Source organism: Bradyrhizobium sp. CCBAU 11386, assembly GCF_028128955.1.
Taxonomy (GTDB): Bacteria; Pseudomonadota; Alphaproteobacteria; order Rhizobiales; family Xanthobacteraceae; genus Bradyrhizobium.
On the sequence record NZ_LBKA01000249.1, the window covers coordinates 134,586 to 151,010 of the forward strand.

Genomic DNA, 16,425 nt, shown 5'->3' on the forward strand with positions numbered 1-16,425 from the left:
CGTTCGCGCGTGCACGGCCAGCAATGGTTCGAACGACGGCGCGCCGATCGGCGCTCCATGTTTGACGAGTGCGTGGCCGCAATGCCCGACGAGTTAAATCCTCTGTTGAACGAAACTGGCGTCACACTAAGCCGACATGAAAAAACCCGCCGCAGATTGCTCCGCGCGGGCTGAACCAAACTCGTTTCGATGATGGCATTCTGCCAGTGTCTTGCCCGACGTGCCAATCGAGCGCGAAAGAGGACAACGTTCCTCCCAGCTTGATATGTGGTGTGCAAGGGGCTTGCTTCAAGTCCCCGACCTTCGCGTAGAACCCCCGACCCAGCAACAAGTCAGGGGATCACGATATGCCCGTACTGTTTCCGACATCCCGCTCGCGTGGCCGGACCGCGCGAACCCACGCCGGGAACCCGGCGCTGACCGATCATGCCGTGGTGATCGCCGGCGGCGGCCCGACCGGGCTGAAGCTGGCCGCCGAGCTCGCGCTCGCGGATGTCGACGTCGCCATCGTCGAGCGGCGGGCGGATCAGGACCTCGTCGGCACGCGCGCCGGCGGGTTGCACGCGCGCACCATCGAGGTCCTCGATCAGCGCGGCGTCGCGGATCGCTTCCTGCGCGAGGGGCAAGTCACGCAGCTCGCCGGCTTCGCCTGGACCAGGCTCGACATCAGCGACCTCCCCACCCGCCACGCTTACGGACTGGCGCTGCGGCAGAGCCACATCGAGCGCATGCTGGCCGAATGGGTCGAAGAGCTCGCGGTCCCGATCTATCGGAACTTCGAGGTGACGGGCTTCGTTCAGGACGCGACCGGCGTCGACGTCGCGCTGTCCGGCGGCGCGACGTTGCGGGCGAACTATCTGGTCGGCTGCGACGGCGGCCGCAGCCTGGTGCGCAAAACCGCCGGCGTCGACTTCGTCGGCTCAGGTCCGACGCTCAGCAACCTCATGGCCGAGGTCGAGATGAGCGACGAGCCGGCCTGGGGCCTGCGTCACGACGCGCTCGGCTTCCATGGCCTCAGCAAAACCGAGAGCGGGCGCGTGCTGGTCGTCGTGACGGAAGCAACGCTCGCGCGCAGCGGCGAGCCCACGCCATCCGATCTCAGCGAGGCCCTCGTCGCCGTCTACGGCACCGACTTCGGCCTGCAAAATCCCGACTGGATCTCCCGTTTCACCGATGCGACACGGCAGGCCGTATCCTATCGCAAGGGGCGGGTGCTGCTCGCCGGCGATGCCGCGCATATCCATCACTCCGTCGGCGGACAGGGCCTCAACACCGGCGTGCAGGACGCCGTCAATCTTGGCTGGAAGCTGGCACAGGTCGTCAACGGCACATCGCCCGACAGCCTGCTCGACAGCTACCATGCCGAACGCCATCCCGTCGCCGCGCGCGTGCTGCGCAACACCATGGCGCAAATCGCCCTGCTCCGCCGCGGCGACGACGGCCTCAAGGCCGCGCGCGAGGTGGTGTCCGACCTGCTCGGCATGGACGAGCCGCGCAAGCGCTTTGGCGCGATGATGAGCGGCCTCGACATTCGCTACGATCTCGGCGAGGGCCATCCGCTGCTCGGACGCGGCATGCCAGATCTCGACCTCGTCACACCAGGCGGTGCGCAAAGACTGTTCACGCTGCTGCACGGCGCACGTCCCCTGCTGCTCAATTTTGACAAGCCGGGCTGCATCGACATCGCACCCTGGGCGGATCGCATCAGTGTCGCCGACACCAGCTACGCGGGCCCCTGGGAGCTTCCGGCGATCGGGCCGGTCGCAGCGCCGAACGCCGTATTGGTGCGGCCCGACGGACACGTGGCGTGGGTGGGCGACGCGAGCCAGCGCGGCCTTGCGGATGCGCTGACAATGTGGTCCGGGCCGGCTGTCGCGACATAGCAAACCGGCGCGCAGACGACCGCGGCGCCGGTATCGGCTTTTTCTCGCCCAGTCTCACGACGCCGGCGCGGGACATCACATGTCGAAGCTCGGATCGCTCTTGCGCCCGAGCGGCCGCGTATACTCCTTGTGGCCGGCGACCATCACGACGCCAATGCCGAGGTGATCGACGATTGCAGCGCGGACGCGCATATAGGCTTGCATCTGCACGTCCGGCCACGCCTCGGCTCGAGGCCCCGTGGTATCGCCGGAGTTCTCGGCCTCGACGCCGATGAAGTGCGAATTGCCGTCGGTGACGCCTTGCCAGGCCCCGGCGCCGGCGTGCCAGCCCTTGCCCGCCCCGACCATGCAATTGCCAGCCCGGGTGTCCTAATTAGGACAGCCCCATCGGCGGGGGCTATTTGCGTTCGGCATGGCCTCGATCGACTGAGCCCACCCGTAAATTCCCAGATCGAAGAAAAACCCGCCGACCTTGTGAGCCAGCGGGGAGTCGGACTGTAGATTACGATCGGTGTCGCCAATCGCCGTAAGACTGTATCCGCAAAAGCGTAGTGCGGGAACCACTCACTTCTTCAAGCAGAGCCCAACCGTTGGTGACGTCCCACACTTTGCGCCGTCCGCGCCGCCACTTGGGCAGAACACAGCAACAAGCGCTTCGCTGCTGTCGCAGTTGACCGCGCCATCGGGTAGCCGCCGCAATAGAACGCCTGCAATGGGCCGGACGCGAGCCAGACCGCCCAAGGATGCGCAGAAGCTTGGAACTTTTGGATTCCACAGCGGATTGGTTCGTCACCAACTATGTCGCCGATTAACCGGCTCGAATGCGGCTCCGGTGCCCATGCGCCCCCCATCGTATACCGGAGCCGTTTAGCAGCTCTGCCCCAATCGGTCAGCAATGTGATCGGATGCCCCGGAGCCGTTTCGCCAAACCAAACGACTACACGATGCCCCCGAAATCAACCCCGTCTTTGGCAAGCTTCTCCGCTTCTTCGGCGGACGCGGCTGGTTTGGTGTCGAGATAAGAATGCTCGGACGCTGGCAGGACAGTGCGGATATTTCGCCCATCGGCCCGCTTTATGCGAGCGACCCAGCGCTTTGGCCCCCGCTCGAATCGCTCGATATGGTACTCTTTGTACGTGATCATTTTGAACCGCAGACGCAACTAACCCTTGGCGCTGTTTTATCCGGCACCCCGCGCTCGCACAATGGCTCGCACGCCGCACAGGGTGTCGCGGCCCAACGTTCGCGAGATCGGATCCTGGCCGAGCCACCGTTGCCGCACTCCAGTTAGTTCTTGTATAGGCACGGCTGTCTACTCTCAGTGTGCCAATGCGTTTCGTTCCCCTTCTGTTTTTGCTCCTGTCCGGCTGTTCTTCAATGTCGAAAGACACCGCGTTGCCGACGCCGAGGCCCCGCAGGAAACGTCGTTATCAGATGAAATTTTGCGGGAAGGGATTGCCAAGGCTACCGATGACGCGCACCTGCAAGGCCCAATCGAAACATCCTCGCTACGAAAAACAAACCTCGGTCGGGGTTGATCTTTTGTCTGTCTGAGAGAGGCAAAGCCGACCGCGGGCAAGCAGTCCTCACCCTACTCCGTGTTCTTTGAAGGCAACACCTACAAGAATGCCCGGCTACACCGGGTGGAACGACGCCAGGTCGGCCGGAGTTTTCTCCAGAGAGGCAACCGTGGATCTAACCGAGAGCGAGCGCGCGTTCTTGAAGTAGCTATCTCCCGACCAGTGGATCAGCACCCCGCTGTTTGATCACGAGCTCGTCGCAGGCCTAGTAGAGTTGGGGCTTGGATGAGGCAATCCCCCAAACATCGGGCGACACCCCATACCGCATTACCGCAGAGGTCCGCATTGCGTTGAGCGGATAACGGTACAACTCACGAGCAATATGCACTCTCCCTCGCAGAAGCTTGGGGACATTCTGCCGTTAGGTCAGCGCGTCTGCATTTTCCGAATCGACAGTTCATGGTCGCTCAGCCACGCGCCACGTTCAGGGGTGTACGCGTGAGCCAGTTTCTGTCGATGCTTCTGCTAGTTGCCGCGGTAGTTTTGACCGTCTGCTTCGGAGTGGCGGCCTGGCGCCTCTCTGACGAGAAGGACATCGACGTCACTGGCCAAATTCCGCGCCAGTCCTATGGCTGGAAACCGACGTCGAGGAATTGAGCTGGCCGCACCGCGATCTGCTCTGGAGCAAGACACTGATCCGCGCCGGAGCCGACCTTGGCGTTTCGGAGTACGCCCTCCGGCAGCTGTGCAAGCGTCTCCTGATCCCGCTGCCGACCCGCGGGCACTTCAATCACAAGGAATCCGAAGAAGCGGCCGCCAAGGCCGCCATTGGACCGGAGACCCGATTGAAGGGATCGACTCGACGGATGGCCGGCGAGTACGACGTGATAGGCTCGCCGGCGTGGTTCGCCCCACGCAGGTACAAAAACCCCAGCGCGCGAACGCTGGGGTGTTTTCGAAACAAATATTTAGTCTAAGCAATGGGTAAACGATAACAGACGATGTCCGTTGCGCTTGTGAAGTAGTTCACAGATCGCAACAGAAAAGCCTATTAGCGTGAGCGAGAGCGCTGCGGGCACCGTGCCCATCGAGTATTTCTTGTATCTGTCATCTAAGCCCGTCAGAATTAGATTGCCGGGGTTTAACGGCCCGGCCAGGGGAATGCCGGCGTCCCGGAGCGAAGGTTACTCCGCTCCAGCGATGTCTTGGAATGTTGCCTCGGGGCCGCCTCACCCCGTGAAGCAAAAAAGGGATGAATTAGTACGCGTCAAAGGAAGACGACGATGATTGACGACCAGTTGGCGCGTGCACATCGCAACAACATCCAACGCTATCGCCAATTATTGCAAACTAGCCTGACAGAGTTTGAGCGCCAGTTTGTCGAAAGGCGTTTGAACGAAGAGCAATCGAAGCTGGAGATATTGGTCAGCTCGTTCTCAAACGAAAGTGCACCGCGACCGACCACGTGGCCCGGATAGCCGCCTCGGCTAGGTCGCGTGAAAGCGTTCGCATGGTGGACCTATTTCAGGAAAGCATTCATGACAAAGGAAAATTGCTTGATCGTTCACGCCGCCGGGAAACAGTTGGATCTGCTGCGCGGCGAAGCCTCCCGCATTGCAAAAGGAAGCAAGGTCGACTGGTGGATTGATCGTCCCGACGTCGGCACGCGCTTTTGCTTTGAAGATGCGAAGGCAAAAGAGGCCTTCGCGAGCGCCTGCGACAGCTTCGGCATTCCCTGCCGAGACGGCTAGGCCGGAGCCCGCGGGAAAACTGCTCAACTACTTGCGTTCGCCCCCCGGTTGCGGTTGGATCATGTTTTGGGATCATAGATCCAGATGGCGATCAAATTCATTGTGGCAAAGGTTCTCAGAGACGAACTTTCTTTGCGCGGCATTCGGTCGTTGACCGCCGAAGAGTCAGAGGAAATCGCTGCTCGTATCTTCGAACGGATTACCGATCTCGAACTGGAGCTTGCCGCGCGGGACTTCGTCGCCACCAGTCGCCCCGACAAAGCAACGTGACGAGCCGGGTTATGTCCGTTTACGATCCACCGCGAGCGAAGCTGGATAGCGTGCGAGGGCAAACCGTTCGGTTCACCTTTTCAGAAATAGAAGCGCTGCTCGGAAGGCCGTTACCTGCGTCTGCCCACACCGTTGAGGCGCTCGATCGGGTTGGTCGAGTGCAGCTTGGTCCGATGCTGCGGCGGGAAGGTCATATAGGCGAGCACATCGGTCTCGGCCTCGTCGAGAAAACGCCTACGCTTTCTGAGTCAGGCTCTGAGGAGCCTCCATTCCCGAAAACAGCGACCGACGCTCGCCGCCCAATATAAAGAGATTGCCAATCAGAATCTTACCAGGACGACGCGCCTCGCGAAGAGTCCAATCGCGGCGATCGTGCGCGGGCAGCTTCTCAGCTCTGTGAACCGGTGCGACCGGCCCCGATCCGCCATCTTTTCCCAACCACGTCGCCGTAAGTTCGCTCTTGGACAGACTGCCTCAACGGGTCCGTCTCAAACTAACGATGTTTCATATCTGGCGATTGCCAAGCGGCGCGCCCCGGCAGCCCTTTAGGGTTGAAGGCCACGGATATTTTCGCCTTTAGGTTGCGATATTTTCCCGGTCCGATGCGACAGGATTCCTTGCGTTGTTGGGACACACAAAGCCAGCTAGTATTCTTCAATTGATTTGCTGAACGCTGTTTCCAGTCGGAGTATTTCCATGGCTAGGCGAGCAGTATCCCGTGATGATTTTAAAGGCTTGTTCGCACTCTTTGCATTCGCGGCGCAACACAACGAAAACCACAACGGTGCGTCTCGGCTGCTCCACCTGTTCATGTCCAGCCGATATATTCCTGATGACCTTCTCGATCTATGGTCAGAGTGCGCCGAGGCAACTGGTCCTGAAACTATAGGCGAACAACTCTGCCTGCGCGCTCACGACGTAGCTGACGGCAGTTCGAGCTACGACCATGCCAGCGCATTTCTGCACGCGTTGCTCAAAGCGCTCGATCAAACACAGCACTGAGCCTTCGTCGACCTGACCACTTGCTGACCCTGCGCCTGATCGCTCCGAACGACTACACCGTTCACGACGACGGCAGCCGCGTTCGGCCGCATCCGAGATGACCAGTCTGCTTAGCCCCTAGAAGCAGACCAGGTACAGACGGCCCAGTACGGACGCGAAGGGCCAAGAGGCGACATGGCTACTCAGTTCGTAGCGAACAACTGCGTGTCTATGCCAGCCTCGCTCGCGGGCCTCTATGCAAGGAGGCTGTCGCCGTACTGGCCTACTCTTGCATCTGGCCTCGTGTAGACGCGACGAAGCCGGAGAAAAGGCCCTTCCACGTAAACGAAACTGATGAACCCGATTGGGATCATCAGGGTGAAACAGACGAATGACCATGCCAATGCGACGTAGAAATTCGAAATGTCCATCACGTGGCGATGAACGAACTCCGCTAGTTCGACCACGAAGAACGTATGTAGCAGGTAGATTGAATAGCTATATTCGCCAATCTTCGAGAAAGCCCATGAAATGCCGGCGCTTCTCAGCCTGAAGCTAGTGTCATAGTAGGCAATAAGCGACGAGTAAGCGACGGCTTCGGCAGTAGGGAGGATTATCCATAGCGGATTGCGTCCTGTTCCGTAGTAGCCGCCGGCAAAGTCGAACATCCAGAACCCCACGGTGAACGCTGTGAGTATTCCAACGGCGGAAAGGTGGCTTCCGGTGAAAATGTGACGATAGCTAAACGCAGTGATGCCTAAGGCGAACTGATCTATGCGGCCGACAATCGTATAGTACGCCAAATATTCGACTTCGCCGACCATGAGGAAGATGATGGTGCGTAGGGCAATCGCTGCCGCCACCAAGACGAGTGGCGCCCATTTACAGCGGCCGCTCAAGTAGATCAGCAGGGGCAACGCGATGTAGAAATGCATTTCGATGGTGATGGACCACGCGCCATTCGGCCAAGCCGGGACGACGAAACCCTTCGCTAGGTTTGCGACGTATGCACCGAGTCTCTCGCCCTGCGCATGCTTGACGATCCCGGCTAAGATTAGGACGAGGACCAGGAGGGGGGCGAGCCGGATCAAACGGTTCCAGAAAAATGCAAGGTAGTTAATCTGCTTTCCGTCAAGCAACTTCGCGAAAAGGTATCCGCTGAGCACCATGAAAAGCGCCACTCCGGTATGACCTTCATCAAACAGGGCCAGCGGAAACACAGCGGGGGCGCCCTCGAAGGTCTCAGGATAAGCACCAGCGGCATGCGTGAAGTGCCAAGCGAAAACCATCAGCACCGCCAGTGCCCGAACATGGTCAAGACCGATGAAGTGCAAACCGGATGATGACTTCATCTCACCCTAACTATCAAGGATTTGGACTCCGCGGAAAGCCAAGTCGCCCAGGGGTTAGACAGATGAGCTAATCAATGAACGGTTAAAGCCGGGTTGCGCGCGGAGAGGAATTGTACCGTCCTCTCAATAGGGCGACCGAAAATCTCGTGATACATTACCGGGCTCGCCAAAGTCCGCCTTGGGTCAAAAGCGGCAAGGCTCAAATTGAAACGAAGTTCTGCTTAGTCATCAGAAGCCGACATTCGCGCACTTGTGCGTACGGCAGAATTCCTCGACTGTCAGCATGGGAATTACTCCGTGTTGAACGCAAAAAATCCCGCCGCAGGCAATCAAGCCTTTGGCGGGTTCGTCGACCATTCAATGATGCGCTCGATTCCCTTAATCGTCGCTTAACGTCTCAGGTCGTCGCAGTTTTGTACAGCTTCCTGAAACCCCACATGTCGAGGCGACCGTCTTCGGGAGTGTCGATGTACTCAACGCGGACATCGCTTCTTTCGAGGTTTTCGGCCGTAACGAGCACCTCTGCGGCGGTATCCTTCTCGACGGTGAAGGCCTTTTTGTCGTAGTCGGTGTATCGGCATCCGATGGTATAAGTCACCTGATCCTCCTCGCGCGTGCTGGCGCTATGTTCACTCCGCGCAGATCGCTGTCAGCCATTGGCCAGGATAGGCCGCGATCGTGCGGATCTGATCGGCCGGAACGCCAAGCCCGACAAGCGCGGTCATGAGTTCAACGCGGCTTCCGCCGCCAGCGAATTTATCGACGGCGGTCTCGTAAAGATCCAAGTCGGCAATAGTGCGCAGCGCAACGGCGCCAGGATAGCTGGCGCGGATCGTCTGAATCATGGTGATGCAAGCCCCTGTGTGATTCCCCGCAAGCATGGAACCACACTCAGAAAGGCAGGTCAATCAAATTTTCGGATTTATGGAAATTGTCAACGTGAATGTTGATTGTCAACATTGCTCCCCTGGCTGTGGTTGCACCGTGGACAATGTGGCTTGCCTACTGGACGGTCTTCCCAATCGTCGCCACAACTAAAGGGAGAGCAATCGAGACGATAGGCAACACCATAAGAGGAGATCTGCCCTGTGACGGCGTCGGACATTGTCCCTTGGATATCGCTGGCTGTATCGCTGGCAACGCCGCTTGCGATCTTCACCGGCCGAAACTGGCTTAAGGCCCGCATAGAAAAGGGCGTTCAGCACGGGTTCGACCGAAAGATCGAGCAAATGCGCGCAGACCTCCGCGAAAGTGAAGAGCGATTGAAAAGCAGCCTGCGGGATAAAGAGGGCGAAATCGCCACGCTGCGTAGCACGGTGCTGGCCGGTAGCTCGGGTCGGCAAGCCCTGCTGGATAAGCGACGTTTCGAAGCCGTCGAGAAGGTGTGGACAGCCGTTAACGACATGGGTCGGCTTCCCGCGGTCGTCATCACGCGACCACTCGCCTCTTCGCTATGGGCATTATGTTCCCGAGCGAGGATCGCAGCACAGCGGCGGAACCCATTGCAAAGGGATTTCTTGACGTGATCTTTTTTCTAAAGAAGCTCTTTCGTATCGCGCAGCCCGCAAAGTCTTCGGCGGCTGATGATGCGGCCAGGCTAGAAGCCATCGTCGCTAGGGTGGTACCGGCTTATGGCGAGATCATCGAAAAATGGCCCCTCGTTATCTTTCCCGCTTCCCGCCTTCCTCTGCCTAAGGGCGAGATGAAGACGGCCTTGAGGTTGGCGTGGCGCTTGAGAAAAGAACCGACGGTACGCGCATCCGTTGAGATCGCCTTTATGCAACTTTGCCATTTTCGAGAAGACGTCAACGCGCCAATTGACCCAACTGTACCGGAGGATGCCACACCGCAACAGATCGATGCGATCTTAAGTCCATTTCTTGCGATCGCAAAACAGGTCGAGGAGGAGCGCGAAGAACTGAGAGTCGAGTTTGCTGCGTACCGCACATTCATGGAAGCGCAAGGGAGGTGAAGACTTTCGCTTCCGCACTCGTGCGAGCCAGCAGCGATGCCGGCGTGCGCGGCGTCCTGGTCTACTGCGCTGACTACCGTTGTAGCATCCGGCCAGCGCTCAATGCGTGCTCGGCGTGCGGTAGGCGCAGTGCGGAGTGCGCCCAGACTTCGCTATCGGGGGCATGGGCTATCGATAATCTGGGGGCTATATGACTTGAACGGGGCCGGCTTTTCGACGACCGATCCGATGCGGCAGGCTGGTGACGCCGGGAAAGTTGTCCTTGGTCGGCTAGGGTCCGGACTCAATTGAGCCACCAGATTACGGCTGCAGCGATGAAGGCGCCAGCGAGGAAGTTTCTCGCGAGCTTGTCGACTCCGGACATTCCTAAGGGGCCGCAGTCACCCCTCGAAGTGCACCGTAATCGTGTCTTCGTGCAGCCCGGCTGTTTCCCGGATGCCTCAGGTGGCGTAGACTGTCGCTGCCCTTGAAGCGGGACGTGCCGAAATCACCGCCCAGGGAAAACGAGCAGCGCTGGTGCTATCGGCAGGCAGGCTCTCTTAGAGACCGCTCCTTTCTTCGGTTTCGCACTACCTTAGCCACGAATTTTGCGCGCCGCTTTTGGAGCGGCGTAGGTAATGTTGGGAGAAAAGCGATGACCAAGATCGATCGAAGGTCCGCACTGGGAATCGGTTTGGCAGCGGCCTCGGCTGCCATGGTGAAGCCAGCCGCCGCCCAAACTACAGGCTACAAGGATACGACGCCTTGGGCAGGTGTCGTAGTGCGTGAATATGAAGGCGAGACACCATCCCTGATCCCAGGCTTTAAGACCGTCTCAATGCGCGACATCATTATGCAGCCAGGATCGAAGACCATGGGCCCCCCGATGATGAATGCGATGATCTGCCATATCACCGAAGGCGAGCTTCGGCTTGAGCAGGATGGAAAAACGTTTACAGGCAAGAAGAATTTTGTTTGGACCTGCAACAAGGACACGAAAGAACAGGCGTTCAACGATGGGAATGTGATCGCGATCATGCGGATCACGGACTTGAAGGCATAGAGCTAGTTCGCAAGAAACCGATTTTACCGGATGGCGCGCGACGACGCGCCATCCGCACTGAGCCAATTACCTGGCCCCATGTATGAACGCTTGCATTTCCTCGAAGGTAAGCTTGCCATCCTTGTTGCTATCCATCGCCTTGAAAATCCGTTCGTGAGCGGCCTGAAACTCCTGCAGTGAGATGGTCCCATCGCCATCGCCGTCCATCAGAGCGAACATCATGCGCATCATAAAAGGAGATCCCATGGCGCTCCCACCCATCGTGCCGCGCCCCATCATGTGTCCTCCCATCATCTCGTGCCCCATCATACCGCCTTGCCCCATTGTGCTCGGGCCTTCCTGGCCGGTGGCATGAGATTGCATTCGTTGCTGATCGGGCTGGGGAGTCATTCGGTCCTGTGCAATCGCGCCGGTAATGCCGTAGGCCAGAATGAGGGCAGAAGTCGTGAGCCTCAGAACGCGCGTGTACATTCGAACCTCCTCGGAAACGTGATGCCCGCCCCATTAACTCCGCATGCGTGATGTTGATCCTCCTGCTCGCCTCGCCAACGCAGCCGCCATTCTGATCGACTACTGAGATCCCAGGCTTCAGCGCGGAAGAGCCAAGACCGTGACCGCACGCACTGCCCGCATGCAGGACCGCTCTGGGTCAATCGCGTCGTCTTTACAGTCGGCCAGCTACTTCCGATCTACCCCCAACTTCAGACATACCGCTGCACTGCGCCAACTGAAGCGATGGGCCATGAAGAGACATTGAGCTTCCTTCAGAGGCTATGGTGGATTGATGTGCGTCAATACGCGGCTGCACCTCACGGAAAACTATGTATTTAAAGTTCGGATGACCGTTCAGATAGGGTAAAGTATGCGCGGCGCGAGCAATGAGTTGCGTCATGGGCGTTAGGCAAGTCAGCGCGATCCGAAGACACTGAGCGCGATCTCAAGCACGCGAGAGAGGGCATTCAAATGCCATCGCAGAACGGCAACGGAAGCCGGGATAGCCCCTGGGGTAGCGGGGCCAGACCCGGCTCTGGTTTTGAGGATCTGGTCCGGCAGGGGCAGGATCGGCTCAACCAGATCATGCCGCGGCGTGGGCCGCGTGGACCGATCGTGATTGTCGTCCTCGCTCTGCTCGGCGTAGGCGCGTGGACCGCATATTTCACAGTGCCGAGCGACTCTGTGGCTGTTGTCCAACGCTTCGGCAAGTATCTCAAGGAAGTTCCGGCTGGACTGCATTTCAAACTGCCATTCGGCATCGATTTGGCCACAGTTATTCCTGTGAAACGGCAGTTGAAGCAGGAATTCGGGTTCGGGACCGCAGGCGCTACTGATCCGTATCAGATTTCTCGCGACGCCAAGCGGGAAACACAGATGGTGACAGGTGACTTGAACGCCGCATTGGTGGAATGGGTGATTCAATACCGCATCTCAGATCCCGTAAAGTTTCTTTTCGATGTTCGGGAACCGAGGGGAACCCTGCGCGATGTTTCCGAATCCGTCATGCGGGAAGTCGTCGGCGATCGCACCGTGGACGAGGTGATTACCATCGGCCGACAGGAGATCGAAGCGGAAGCGCTGACTAAAATGCAGGCGCTCTCGACCAAATACGCAATGGGAATCAGCATCGATCAAGTGCAATTGAAGAACATCAATCCGCCTGAGCCGGTGCAGGCTTCGTTCAACGAGGTCAACCAGGCCCAACAGGAAAAAGAAAAGCTAATCAACGAAGCCAGGCGCGATTACAATAAGGTAATCCCGTTGGCCGAGGGCGAAAAGGATCAGCGGATCCGCGAAGCCGACGGGTATCGGCTCAAAAGGATCAATGAAGCGGAAGGCGATGTTGCTCGGTTCAGCGCCTTATTGGCGGAATACGTCAAAGCCCCAGTGGTCACCCGCCGCCGGATCTACATCGAGACCCTGCAGGACGTCATGCCGAGCATACGCTCCAAGATCATTGTCGACGAACAGACACGGAGCATTCTGCCGTTGCTGAATCTCGACTCCCAGAAGGGAGAACGGCCATGAGTAGGATCAAGCTAATGGCTATCTTGGCGGTTTTTGGTTTCGGAACGCTCGTTCTGATGAGTTCGATTTATACGGTGAGCGAAGTCGAGCAAGCAATCATCACCCAGTTCGGCGAGCCCGTCGGCGCTCCCGTGACTGCCGCCGGTCTGAAGCTCAAGGTGCCCTTCATCCAGGATGTCAACCTGATCGACAAGCGAATTCTCGAGTGGGACGGCAATCCGTCCGATATGCCAACCAAGGACAAGCTCTACGTCTCGGTCGACCTCTTCGCCCGCTGGCGTATTGTAGATCCTTTGCAGTACTTTCTGCGGCTGCACGATGAGCGCAGCGCTCAGTCCCGACTGGACGATGTTCTAGGCAGCGAGACCCGTAACGCCGTCGCCAAGCATGAGCTGATCGAGATCATCCGCACCTCCAAGGATCGCGTGCCCCTGCGCGACGCCCTCGTGACCGACGCGGGACGGGAGCTGAACGTGGGGTCACTGGTGCCGATCCAGAAGGGACGCAAGCTGGTCGAACAGGAAATCTTTGCCGAGGCTGCCGAGAAGGTTCGGGTGTTTGGTATTGAATTGCTCGATATTCGGTTCAAGCGGATCAACTATAATGAAAGCGTGCGCCCAAAGATCTACGATCGAATGATCAGCGAACGGCGGCAGATCGCGGAACGCTTCCTGTCGGAAGGTAACGGCGAGGCCGCCAGAATCCGCGGCAATCGTGTGCGTGACCTGAACAAGATCCAGTCTGAAGCCTACCGGCAGGTCGAGGAGATCCGCGGCGTGGCGGACGCGAAAGCTACCGAAATCTATGCGAGGGCTTACAACCAGAGTCCTGAATCGGTTGCGTTCTATGAATTCACACGGACCATGCAGTCCTACAAGTCCATCATCGCCGAAAACACGACCCTTGTCCTTTCCACGGACAGCGACCTCTTCAAGTTTCTGAAGGGTATGATGCCGAATGACAGCGTCGTTCCGGCCCCGCGTCCCGGCGACAACCGATGAGCATGCGTTCCGCGACACCGGCATTATGTTCGCAGCAGACGCGACTAGACGCTCCTACCGCAGGTCCGATTTGGGTCAAAAGCGGCAAGGCTCAAATTGAAACGAAGTTCTGCTTAGTCATCAGAAGCCGACATTCGCGCACTTGTGCGTACGCGCCTCCGCGCCGGCCGATCTTTTCCACACCCACGACAGGCAGTAGCTGCCGACCTTCGCCGCCCCCTAGGAATCGATAATTTGCCAACGCGGTCGCACGTCGCTTTGATGGCGGCATGGGGACCAAATCACGCGAAGTCATCTGGGGCGGCCAGATCCTGGGGGCGGAAATCCACGCCGAGCACGCCCGCGAAGAAGCTAAGAAAGCAATTCGCGAGGCCGATCGGGCAGAAGCTCAAGCCTGGTCGATCCGAATGGAAGGTTACGGCGGCCCCTCGCAGCCGTCTCCGACAATCGGTCAATGCTTGAACGGCGGCATGGGCTGGCTCGAGGTCGAGTGCAACAGGTGCAAGACGCGCGCGAGCCTGCCGCTCGATGCGATCCGCCGGCCGCGAGATACGCCGATCCGGAAGCTGGAAGCATCCCTCAAGTGCCGATCATGCCGGAAGGGACGTTCTGCGCCACCCGTCCACATGATCAAGCTGACCGAAACGCAGAGCATCACGCCATACAAGTGGGTCCACCCGAACGAAGAGCGCTAGGGTCCGGACTCAATTGAGCCACCAGATTACGGCTGCAGCGATGAAGGCGCCAGCGAGGAAGTTTCTCGCGAGCTTGTCGTACCGGGTCGCGATGCGGCGAAAGTCCTTGAGACGGGCAAACATACGCTCGATCAAGTTGCGCTGGCGATAGAGCCTTTTGCTGTAGGGGATCGGTTGGCTGCGGCTGGTCGTGGACGGAATGACCGCCTGGGCTCCCTGCTCGGCGAGAAGCTTTCGCAGACTGTTCGCATCGTAGGCTTTGTCGGCAATCAGCCGCTGGATCGGTCCGGCCGCCGCAAGAAGAGCCGGTGCCAGCGCGATATCGTTGATGTTGCCTGGCGAAAGCAGCAGGACGCGGGGGCGTCCTTGGTCATCGGTCACGGCGTGGATCTTCGTCGTCCGGCCGCCGCGCGAGCGGCCGATGGCTTGCCCGAAGTCCCCCCTTTTCCGCCGGCGGCCGACCGGTGCGCTTTGATGTGGGAACTGTCGATAGCAATCGATCCGACGATGCCGGTCTTGCCGGTTAAAGCCTCGAATATCTCGAACCAGAGACCCTGCCGGCTCCAACGGTTGAAGCGGTTGTAAATCGTCGTGTAGGGGCCGTATTCCGGCGGACAATCCCGCCAGCGCGCTCCTGACCGTAGCATGTGCACGATCCCGCTGATCACCCGTCGGTCGTCCACCCGATGCGCACCGCGCCGTCCACGTGGCAATAGCGGTTCAAGGCGCTTCCACTCCGCGTCGTTCAACCAGTAAAGTTGCTTGCGCATCAAGGCCTCCTCCAGTCGGAGACCTTGAATCACGATTGAGCCCGCCTGAGAATCCTTATTGAGTACGAACCCTAGGGACAAGTGGGTCCACCCGAACGAAGAGCGCTAGAGGCGACGGGGCGAAGCTGCCCTCACTCCTCCGCTAGCTTCCGCTCGATATACGCGTCCAGCGTTTCGGCGAACGAACGGGCCGACATCGGCGGAGTCCCGCCGGACGCCTTGGCTTGCTGCTTCTGCAACTGCTCTTCCACAAAGAGGATGATTAGGCGCCGCGCATCCTGATCGGTTATCTTCTGGAAAGCTTTGATCAAGCGAAGTATCTGAAGATCTTCAACGCCTTTCGACATGGCATGGTCCTCAATAAAAACCGCGTTTTAAAATCGAGAAAATTATGCCGCGGTCCGATCCGCAAAGGAACGTGGAACTCCATGAAAGGTTAAAGCGGTGCTGGCTCGCCGCCGAGCTGGCGGAGCGGCCCCGGCCTAACCCCAAAAGCCCCCTGAAGCCTGGGCCGCGTCTTCGCCATCCGTAGTATCGGAGTAAGCGTATGCGTACCTCGCCCTCGATTGTGCCGCTCGATCGCCTCGATCGCGACGTCGTAAGCATCCGGTGAGGACCGCGTAGCGGTCACTCAGGCTGCTTGGTTGACTTGCTTATTTCGCTCGCGCCAATTCCAGGGGCTGTACGCCGACCGCGACGTCGTGCTGGTCGAGCGCATCGCGCTGGAGCACGCGCAGGCCGCGCCCGCGCGCGCTGACCGGCGCCGTGTTGAGATATTGATCGATGGCGCCCTTGGCGATCGGGATGGCCTTCGGATCTCCCCTTGCGATCAGGAGCCGCAAGAGGCTCTGGCATTCGGCCAAGCCGGGCATGGGATCAGCGCCTTCAGCCTTGCCGCGATTTCGGCTTGGGCCGCTTGACCGGCTGGGTGTGGGTGCCGAACAGCGCCAGCAGAAACGCGACTTCTTCCTTCGAACCGATCTGGATCATGATTGTCTCCTTTTCGCTTGGTTGGTCGAGGCCGGCGGAAAAGGAGTTCAGGACAATCGGGTTTCAGGATTGTTTCAGGCGTGTTTCGTCGGGGTTGTCGCGTTGCAGATGGCCTCTTGGAGACAAAGCTGAACATCCACCCGTCGGCCACCATGTCCACCAGGGGCCAACCGAGA

Annotated in this window: 21 protein-coding genes and 2 pseudogenes; 13 read left to right on the top strand and 10 right to left on the bottom strand. The window is 59.0% G+C overall.

Annotation, left to right across the window (positions count from 1 at the left end; all coding sequences use genetic code 11):
- Positions 1 to 347 precede the first annotated feature (347 nt).
- Positions 348 to 1,883, top strand: a complete 1,536-nt coding sequence (locus XI09_RS32110; RefSeq protein ID WP_271570430.1) for an FAD-dependent monooxygenase — start codon at positions 348 to 350, stop codon at positions 1,881 to 1,883.
- Between the two features lie 75 nt (positions 1,884 to 1,958).
- Here the strand turns inward: XI09_RS32110 and XI09_RS32115 are convergent, their stop codons facing one another.
- Complete coding sequence (locus tag XI09_RS32115; protein ID WP_271570431.1) at positions 1,959 to 2,231, bottom strand: peptidoglycan recognition protein family protein; 273 nt, start codon at positions 2,229 to 2,231, stop codon at positions 1,959 to 1,961.
- A 589-nt stretch (positions 2,232 to 2,820) separates the two neighbouring features.
- Entirely contained in the window at positions 2,821 to 3,027 is a 207-nt protein-coding gene (locus tag XI09_RS32120; protein WP_135174814.1) for a hypothetical protein, read from the bottom strand.
- Between the two features lie 874 nt (positions 3,028 to 3,901).
- Here XI09_RS32120 and XI09_RS32125 point away from each other — a divergent pair.
- From XI09_RS32125 to XI09_RS32145, 5 genes are all read left to right on the top strand, one after another.
- Complete coding sequence (locus XI09_RS32125; protein ID WP_271570432.1) at positions 3,902 to 4,060, top strand: hypothetical protein; 159 nt, start codon at positions 3,902 to 3,904, stop codon at positions 4,058 to 4,060.
- On the top strand, positions 4,057 to 4,380 hold the full coding sequence (locus tag XI09_RS32130) for a hypothetical protein (RefSeq protein WP_271570433.1): 324 nt from the start codon (positions 4,057 to 4,059) through the stop codon (positions 4,378 to 4,380). Before XI09_RS32125 ends, XI09_RS32130 begins: the two co-directional genes overlap by 4 nt.
- A 306-nt stretch (positions 4,381 to 4,686) precedes the next feature.
- Positions 4,687 to 4,881, top strand: a complete 195-nt coding sequence (locus tag XI09_RS32135) for a hypothetical protein (protein WP_271570434.1) — start codon at positions 4,687 to 4,689, stop codon at positions 4,879 to 4,881.
- A gap of 60 nt (positions 4,882 to 4,941) precedes the next feature.
- The gene (locus tag XI09_RS32140; RefSeq protein ID WP_038967917.1) at positions 4,942 to 5,154 is read left to right on the top strand and encodes a hypothetical protein; all 213 of its coding nucleotides are present in this window, start codon (positions 4,942 to 4,944) and stop codon (positions 5,152 to 5,154) included.
- An 84-nt stretch (positions 5,155 to 5,238) separates the two neighbouring features.
- On the top strand, positions 5,239 to 5,424 hold the full coding sequence (locus XI09_RS32145) for a hypothetical protein (protein WP_271570435.1): 186 nt from the start codon (positions 5,239 to 5,241) through the stop codon (positions 5,422 to 5,424).
- Between the two features lie 113 nt (positions 5,425 to 5,537).
- On the opposite strand, the pseudogene XI09_RS32150 reads toward XI09_RS32145, so the two are convergent.
- Positions 5,538 to 5,648, bottom strand: a pseudogene (locus XI09_RS32150) (transposase); the annotation flags it as partial.
- Positions 5,649 to 6,120: 472 nt separating this feature from the next.
- Here XI09_RS32150 and XI09_RS32155 point away from each other — a divergent pair.
- The gene (locus XI09_RS32155; protein WP_271570436.1) at positions 6,121 to 6,426 is read left to right on the top strand and encodes a hypothetical protein; all 306 of its coding nucleotides are present in this window, start codon (positions 6,121 to 6,123) and stop codon (positions 6,424 to 6,426) included.
- A 233-nt stretch (positions 6,427 to 6,659) separates the two neighbouring features.
- On the opposite strand, the gene XI09_RS32160 is transcribed toward XI09_RS32155, so the two are convergent.
- The 3 genes from XI09_RS32160 to XI09_RS32170 form a co-directional block, all read right to left on the bottom strand.
- Positions 6,660 to 7,757 carry an acyltransferase family protein gene (locus tag XI09_RS32160; RefSeq protein ID WP_271570437.1) on the bottom strand — a complete coding sequence of 366 codons (1,098 nt, stop codon included), beginning with the start codon at positions 7,755 to 7,757 and terminating at the stop codon, positions 6,660 to 6,662.
- A gap of 397 nt (positions 7,758 to 8,154) precedes the next feature.
- On the bottom strand, positions 8,155 to 8,355 hold the full coding sequence (locus XI09_RS32165) for a hypothetical protein (protein WP_271570438.1): 201 nt from the start codon (positions 8,353 to 8,355) through the stop codon (positions 8,155 to 8,157).
- A 31-nt stretch (positions 8,356 to 8,386) separates the two neighbouring features.
- The gene (locus tag XI09_RS32170) at positions 8,387 to 8,602 is read right to left on the bottom strand and encodes a hypothetical protein (protein ID WP_271570439.1); all 216 of its coding nucleotides are present in this window, start codon (positions 8,600 to 8,602) and stop codon (positions 8,387 to 8,389) included.
- Between the two features lie 243 nt (positions 8,603 to 8,845).
- On the opposite strand from XI09_RS32170, the gene XI09_RS32175 reads away from it, so the two are divergent.
- The 3 genes from XI09_RS32175 to XI09_RS32185 all read left to right on the top strand — a co-directional run bounded on the left by XI09_RS32175 (position 8,846) and on the right by XI09_RS32185 (position 10,771).
- Positions 8,846 to 9,283, top strand: a complete 438-nt coding sequence (locus tag XI09_RS32175) for a hypothetical protein (protein ID WP_271570440.1) — start codon at positions 8,846 to 8,848, stop codon at positions 9,281 to 9,283.
- Positions 9,280 to 9,729, top strand: coding sequence for a hypothetical protein (locus XI09_RS32180; protein ID WP_271570441.1), 450 nt, complete (start codon positions 9,280 to 9,282; stop codon positions 9,727 to 9,729). Before XI09_RS32175 ends, XI09_RS32180 begins: the two co-directional genes overlap by 4 nt.
- Before the next feature lie 634 nt (positions 9,730 to 10,363).
- Entirely contained in the window at positions 10,364 to 10,771 is a 408-nt protein-coding gene (locus XI09_RS32185; RefSeq protein WP_271570442.1) for a hypothetical protein, read from the top strand.
- Between the two features lie 66 nt (positions 10,772 to 10,837).
- Here the strand turns inward: XI09_RS32185 and XI09_RS32190 are convergent, their stop codons facing one another.
- Complete coding sequence (locus XI09_RS32190) at positions 10,838 to 11,242, bottom strand: EF-hand domain-containing protein (RefSeq protein ID WP_271570443.1); 405 nt, start codon at positions 11,240 to 11,242, stop codon at positions 10,838 to 10,840.
- A gap of 492 nt (positions 11,243 to 11,734) precedes the next feature.
- Between XI09_RS32190 and hflK the strand changes: the two genes are divergently transcribed.
- The 3 genes from hflK to XI09_RS32205 all read left to right on the top strand — a co-directional run bounded on the left by hflK (position 11,735) and on the right by XI09_RS32205 (position 14,489).
- A complete protein-coding gene (hflK, locus tag XI09_RS32195; protein WP_271570444.1) occupies positions 11,735 to 12,793 on the top strand; it encodes an FtsH protease activity modulator HflK in 1,059 nt (352 codons plus the stop codon).
- Complete coding sequence (gene hflC / locus XI09_RS32200; RefSeq protein ID WP_271570445.1) at positions 12,790 to 13,794, top strand: protease modulator HflC; 1,005 nt, start codon at positions 12,790 to 12,792, stop codon at positions 13,792 to 13,794. Before hflK ends, hflC begins: the two co-directional genes overlap by 4 nt.
- Before the next feature lie 269 nt (positions 13,795 to 14,063).
- Positions 14,064 to 14,489: a hypothetical protein gene (locus tag XI09_RS32205; protein WP_271570446.1), complete on the top strand. Its 426-nt coding sequence runs from the start codon at positions 14,064 to 14,066 to the stop codon at positions 14,487 to 14,489.
- Between the two features lie 9 nt (positions 14,490 to 14,498).
- On the opposite strand, the pseudogene XI09_RS32210 reads toward XI09_RS32205, so the two are convergent.
- From XI09_RS32210 to XI09_RS32220, 3 genes and pseudogenes are all read right to left on the bottom strand, one after another.
- A pseudogene (locus XI09_RS32210) lies at positions 14,499 to 15,259 on the bottom strand (IS5 family transposase).
- A 131-nt stretch (positions 15,260 to 15,390) separates the two neighbouring features.
- Entirely contained in the window at positions 15,391 to 15,606 is a 216-nt protein-coding gene (locus XI09_RS32215) for a hypothetical protein (protein ID WP_271570448.1), read from the bottom strand.
- 306 nt (positions 15,607 to 15,912) lie between these two features.
- On the bottom strand, positions 15,913 to 16,131 hold the full coding sequence (locus XI09_RS32220; RefSeq protein ID WP_271570449.1) for a hypothetical protein: 219 nt from the start codon (positions 16,129 to 16,131) through the stop codon (positions 15,913 to 15,915).
- Positions 16,132 to 16,425: the final 294 nt, after the last annotated feature.

Excerpts from the sequence above, each read along its gene's own strand:
- XI09_RS32110 (WP_271570430.1), top strand. The coding sequence starts at position 348 with ATGCCCGTACTGTTTCCGACATCCCGCTCGCGTGGCCGGACCGCGCGA.
- XI09_RS32115 (WP_271570431.1), bottom strand. The coding sequence starts at position 2,231 with ATGGTCGGGGCGGGCAAGGGCTGGCACGCCGGCGCCGGGGCCTGGCAA.
- XI09_RS32120 (WP_135174814.1), bottom strand. The coding sequence starts at position 3,027 with ATGATCACGTACAAAGAGTACCATATCGAGCGATTCGAGCGGGGGCCA.
- XI09_RS32135 (WP_271570434.1), top strand. The coding sequence starts at position 4,687 with ATGATTGACGACCAGTTGGCGCGTGCACATCGCAACAACATCCAACGC.
- XI09_RS32140 (WP_038967917.1), top strand. The coding sequence starts at position 4,942 with ATGACAAAGGAAAATTGCTTGATCGTTCACGCCGCCGGGAAACAGTTG.
- XI09_RS32145 (WP_271570435.1), top strand. The coding sequence starts at position 5,239 with ATGGCGATCAAATTCATTGTGGCAAAGGTTCTCAGAGACGAACTTTCT.
- XI09_RS32155 (WP_271570436.1), top strand. The coding sequence starts at position 6,121 with ATGGCTAGGCGAGCAGTATCCCGTGATGATTTTAAAGGCTTGTTCGCA.
- XI09_RS32160 (WP_271570437.1), bottom strand. The coding sequence starts at position 7,757 with ATGAAGTCATCATCCGGTTTGCACTTCATCGGTCTTGACCATGTTCGG.
- XI09_RS32170 (WP_271570439.1), bottom strand. The coding sequence starts at position 8,602 with ATGATTCAGACGATCCGCGCCAGCTATCCTGGCGCCGTTGCGCTGCGC.
- XI09_RS32185 (WP_271570442.1), top strand. The coding sequence starts at position 10,364 with ATGACCAAGATCGATCGAAGGTCCGCACTGGGAATCGGTTTGGCAGCG.
- XI09_RS32190 (WP_271570443.1), bottom strand. The coding sequence starts at position 11,242 with ATGTACACGCGCGTTCTGAGGCTCACGACTTCTGCCCTCATTCTGGCC.
- hflK (WP_271570444.1), top strand. The coding sequence starts at position 11,735 with ATGCCATCGCAGAACGGCAACGGAAGCCGGGATAGCCCCTGGGGTAGC.
- hflC (WP_271570445.1), top strand. The coding sequence starts at position 12,790 with ATGAGTAGGATCAAGCTAATGGCTATCTTGGCGGTTTTTGGTTTCGGA.
- XI09_RS32205 (WP_271570446.1), top strand. The coding sequence starts at position 14,064 with ATGGGGACCAAATCACGCGAAGTCATCTGGGGCGGCCAGATCCTGGGG.
- XI09_RS32215 (WP_271570448.1), bottom strand. The coding sequence starts at position 15,606 with ATGTCGAAAGGCGTTGAAGATCTTCAGATACTTCGCTTGATCAAAGCT.
- XI09_RS32220 (WP_271570449.1), bottom strand. The coding sequence starts at position 16,131 with ATGCCCGGCTTGGCCGAATGCCAGAGCCTCTTGCGGCTCCTGATCGCA.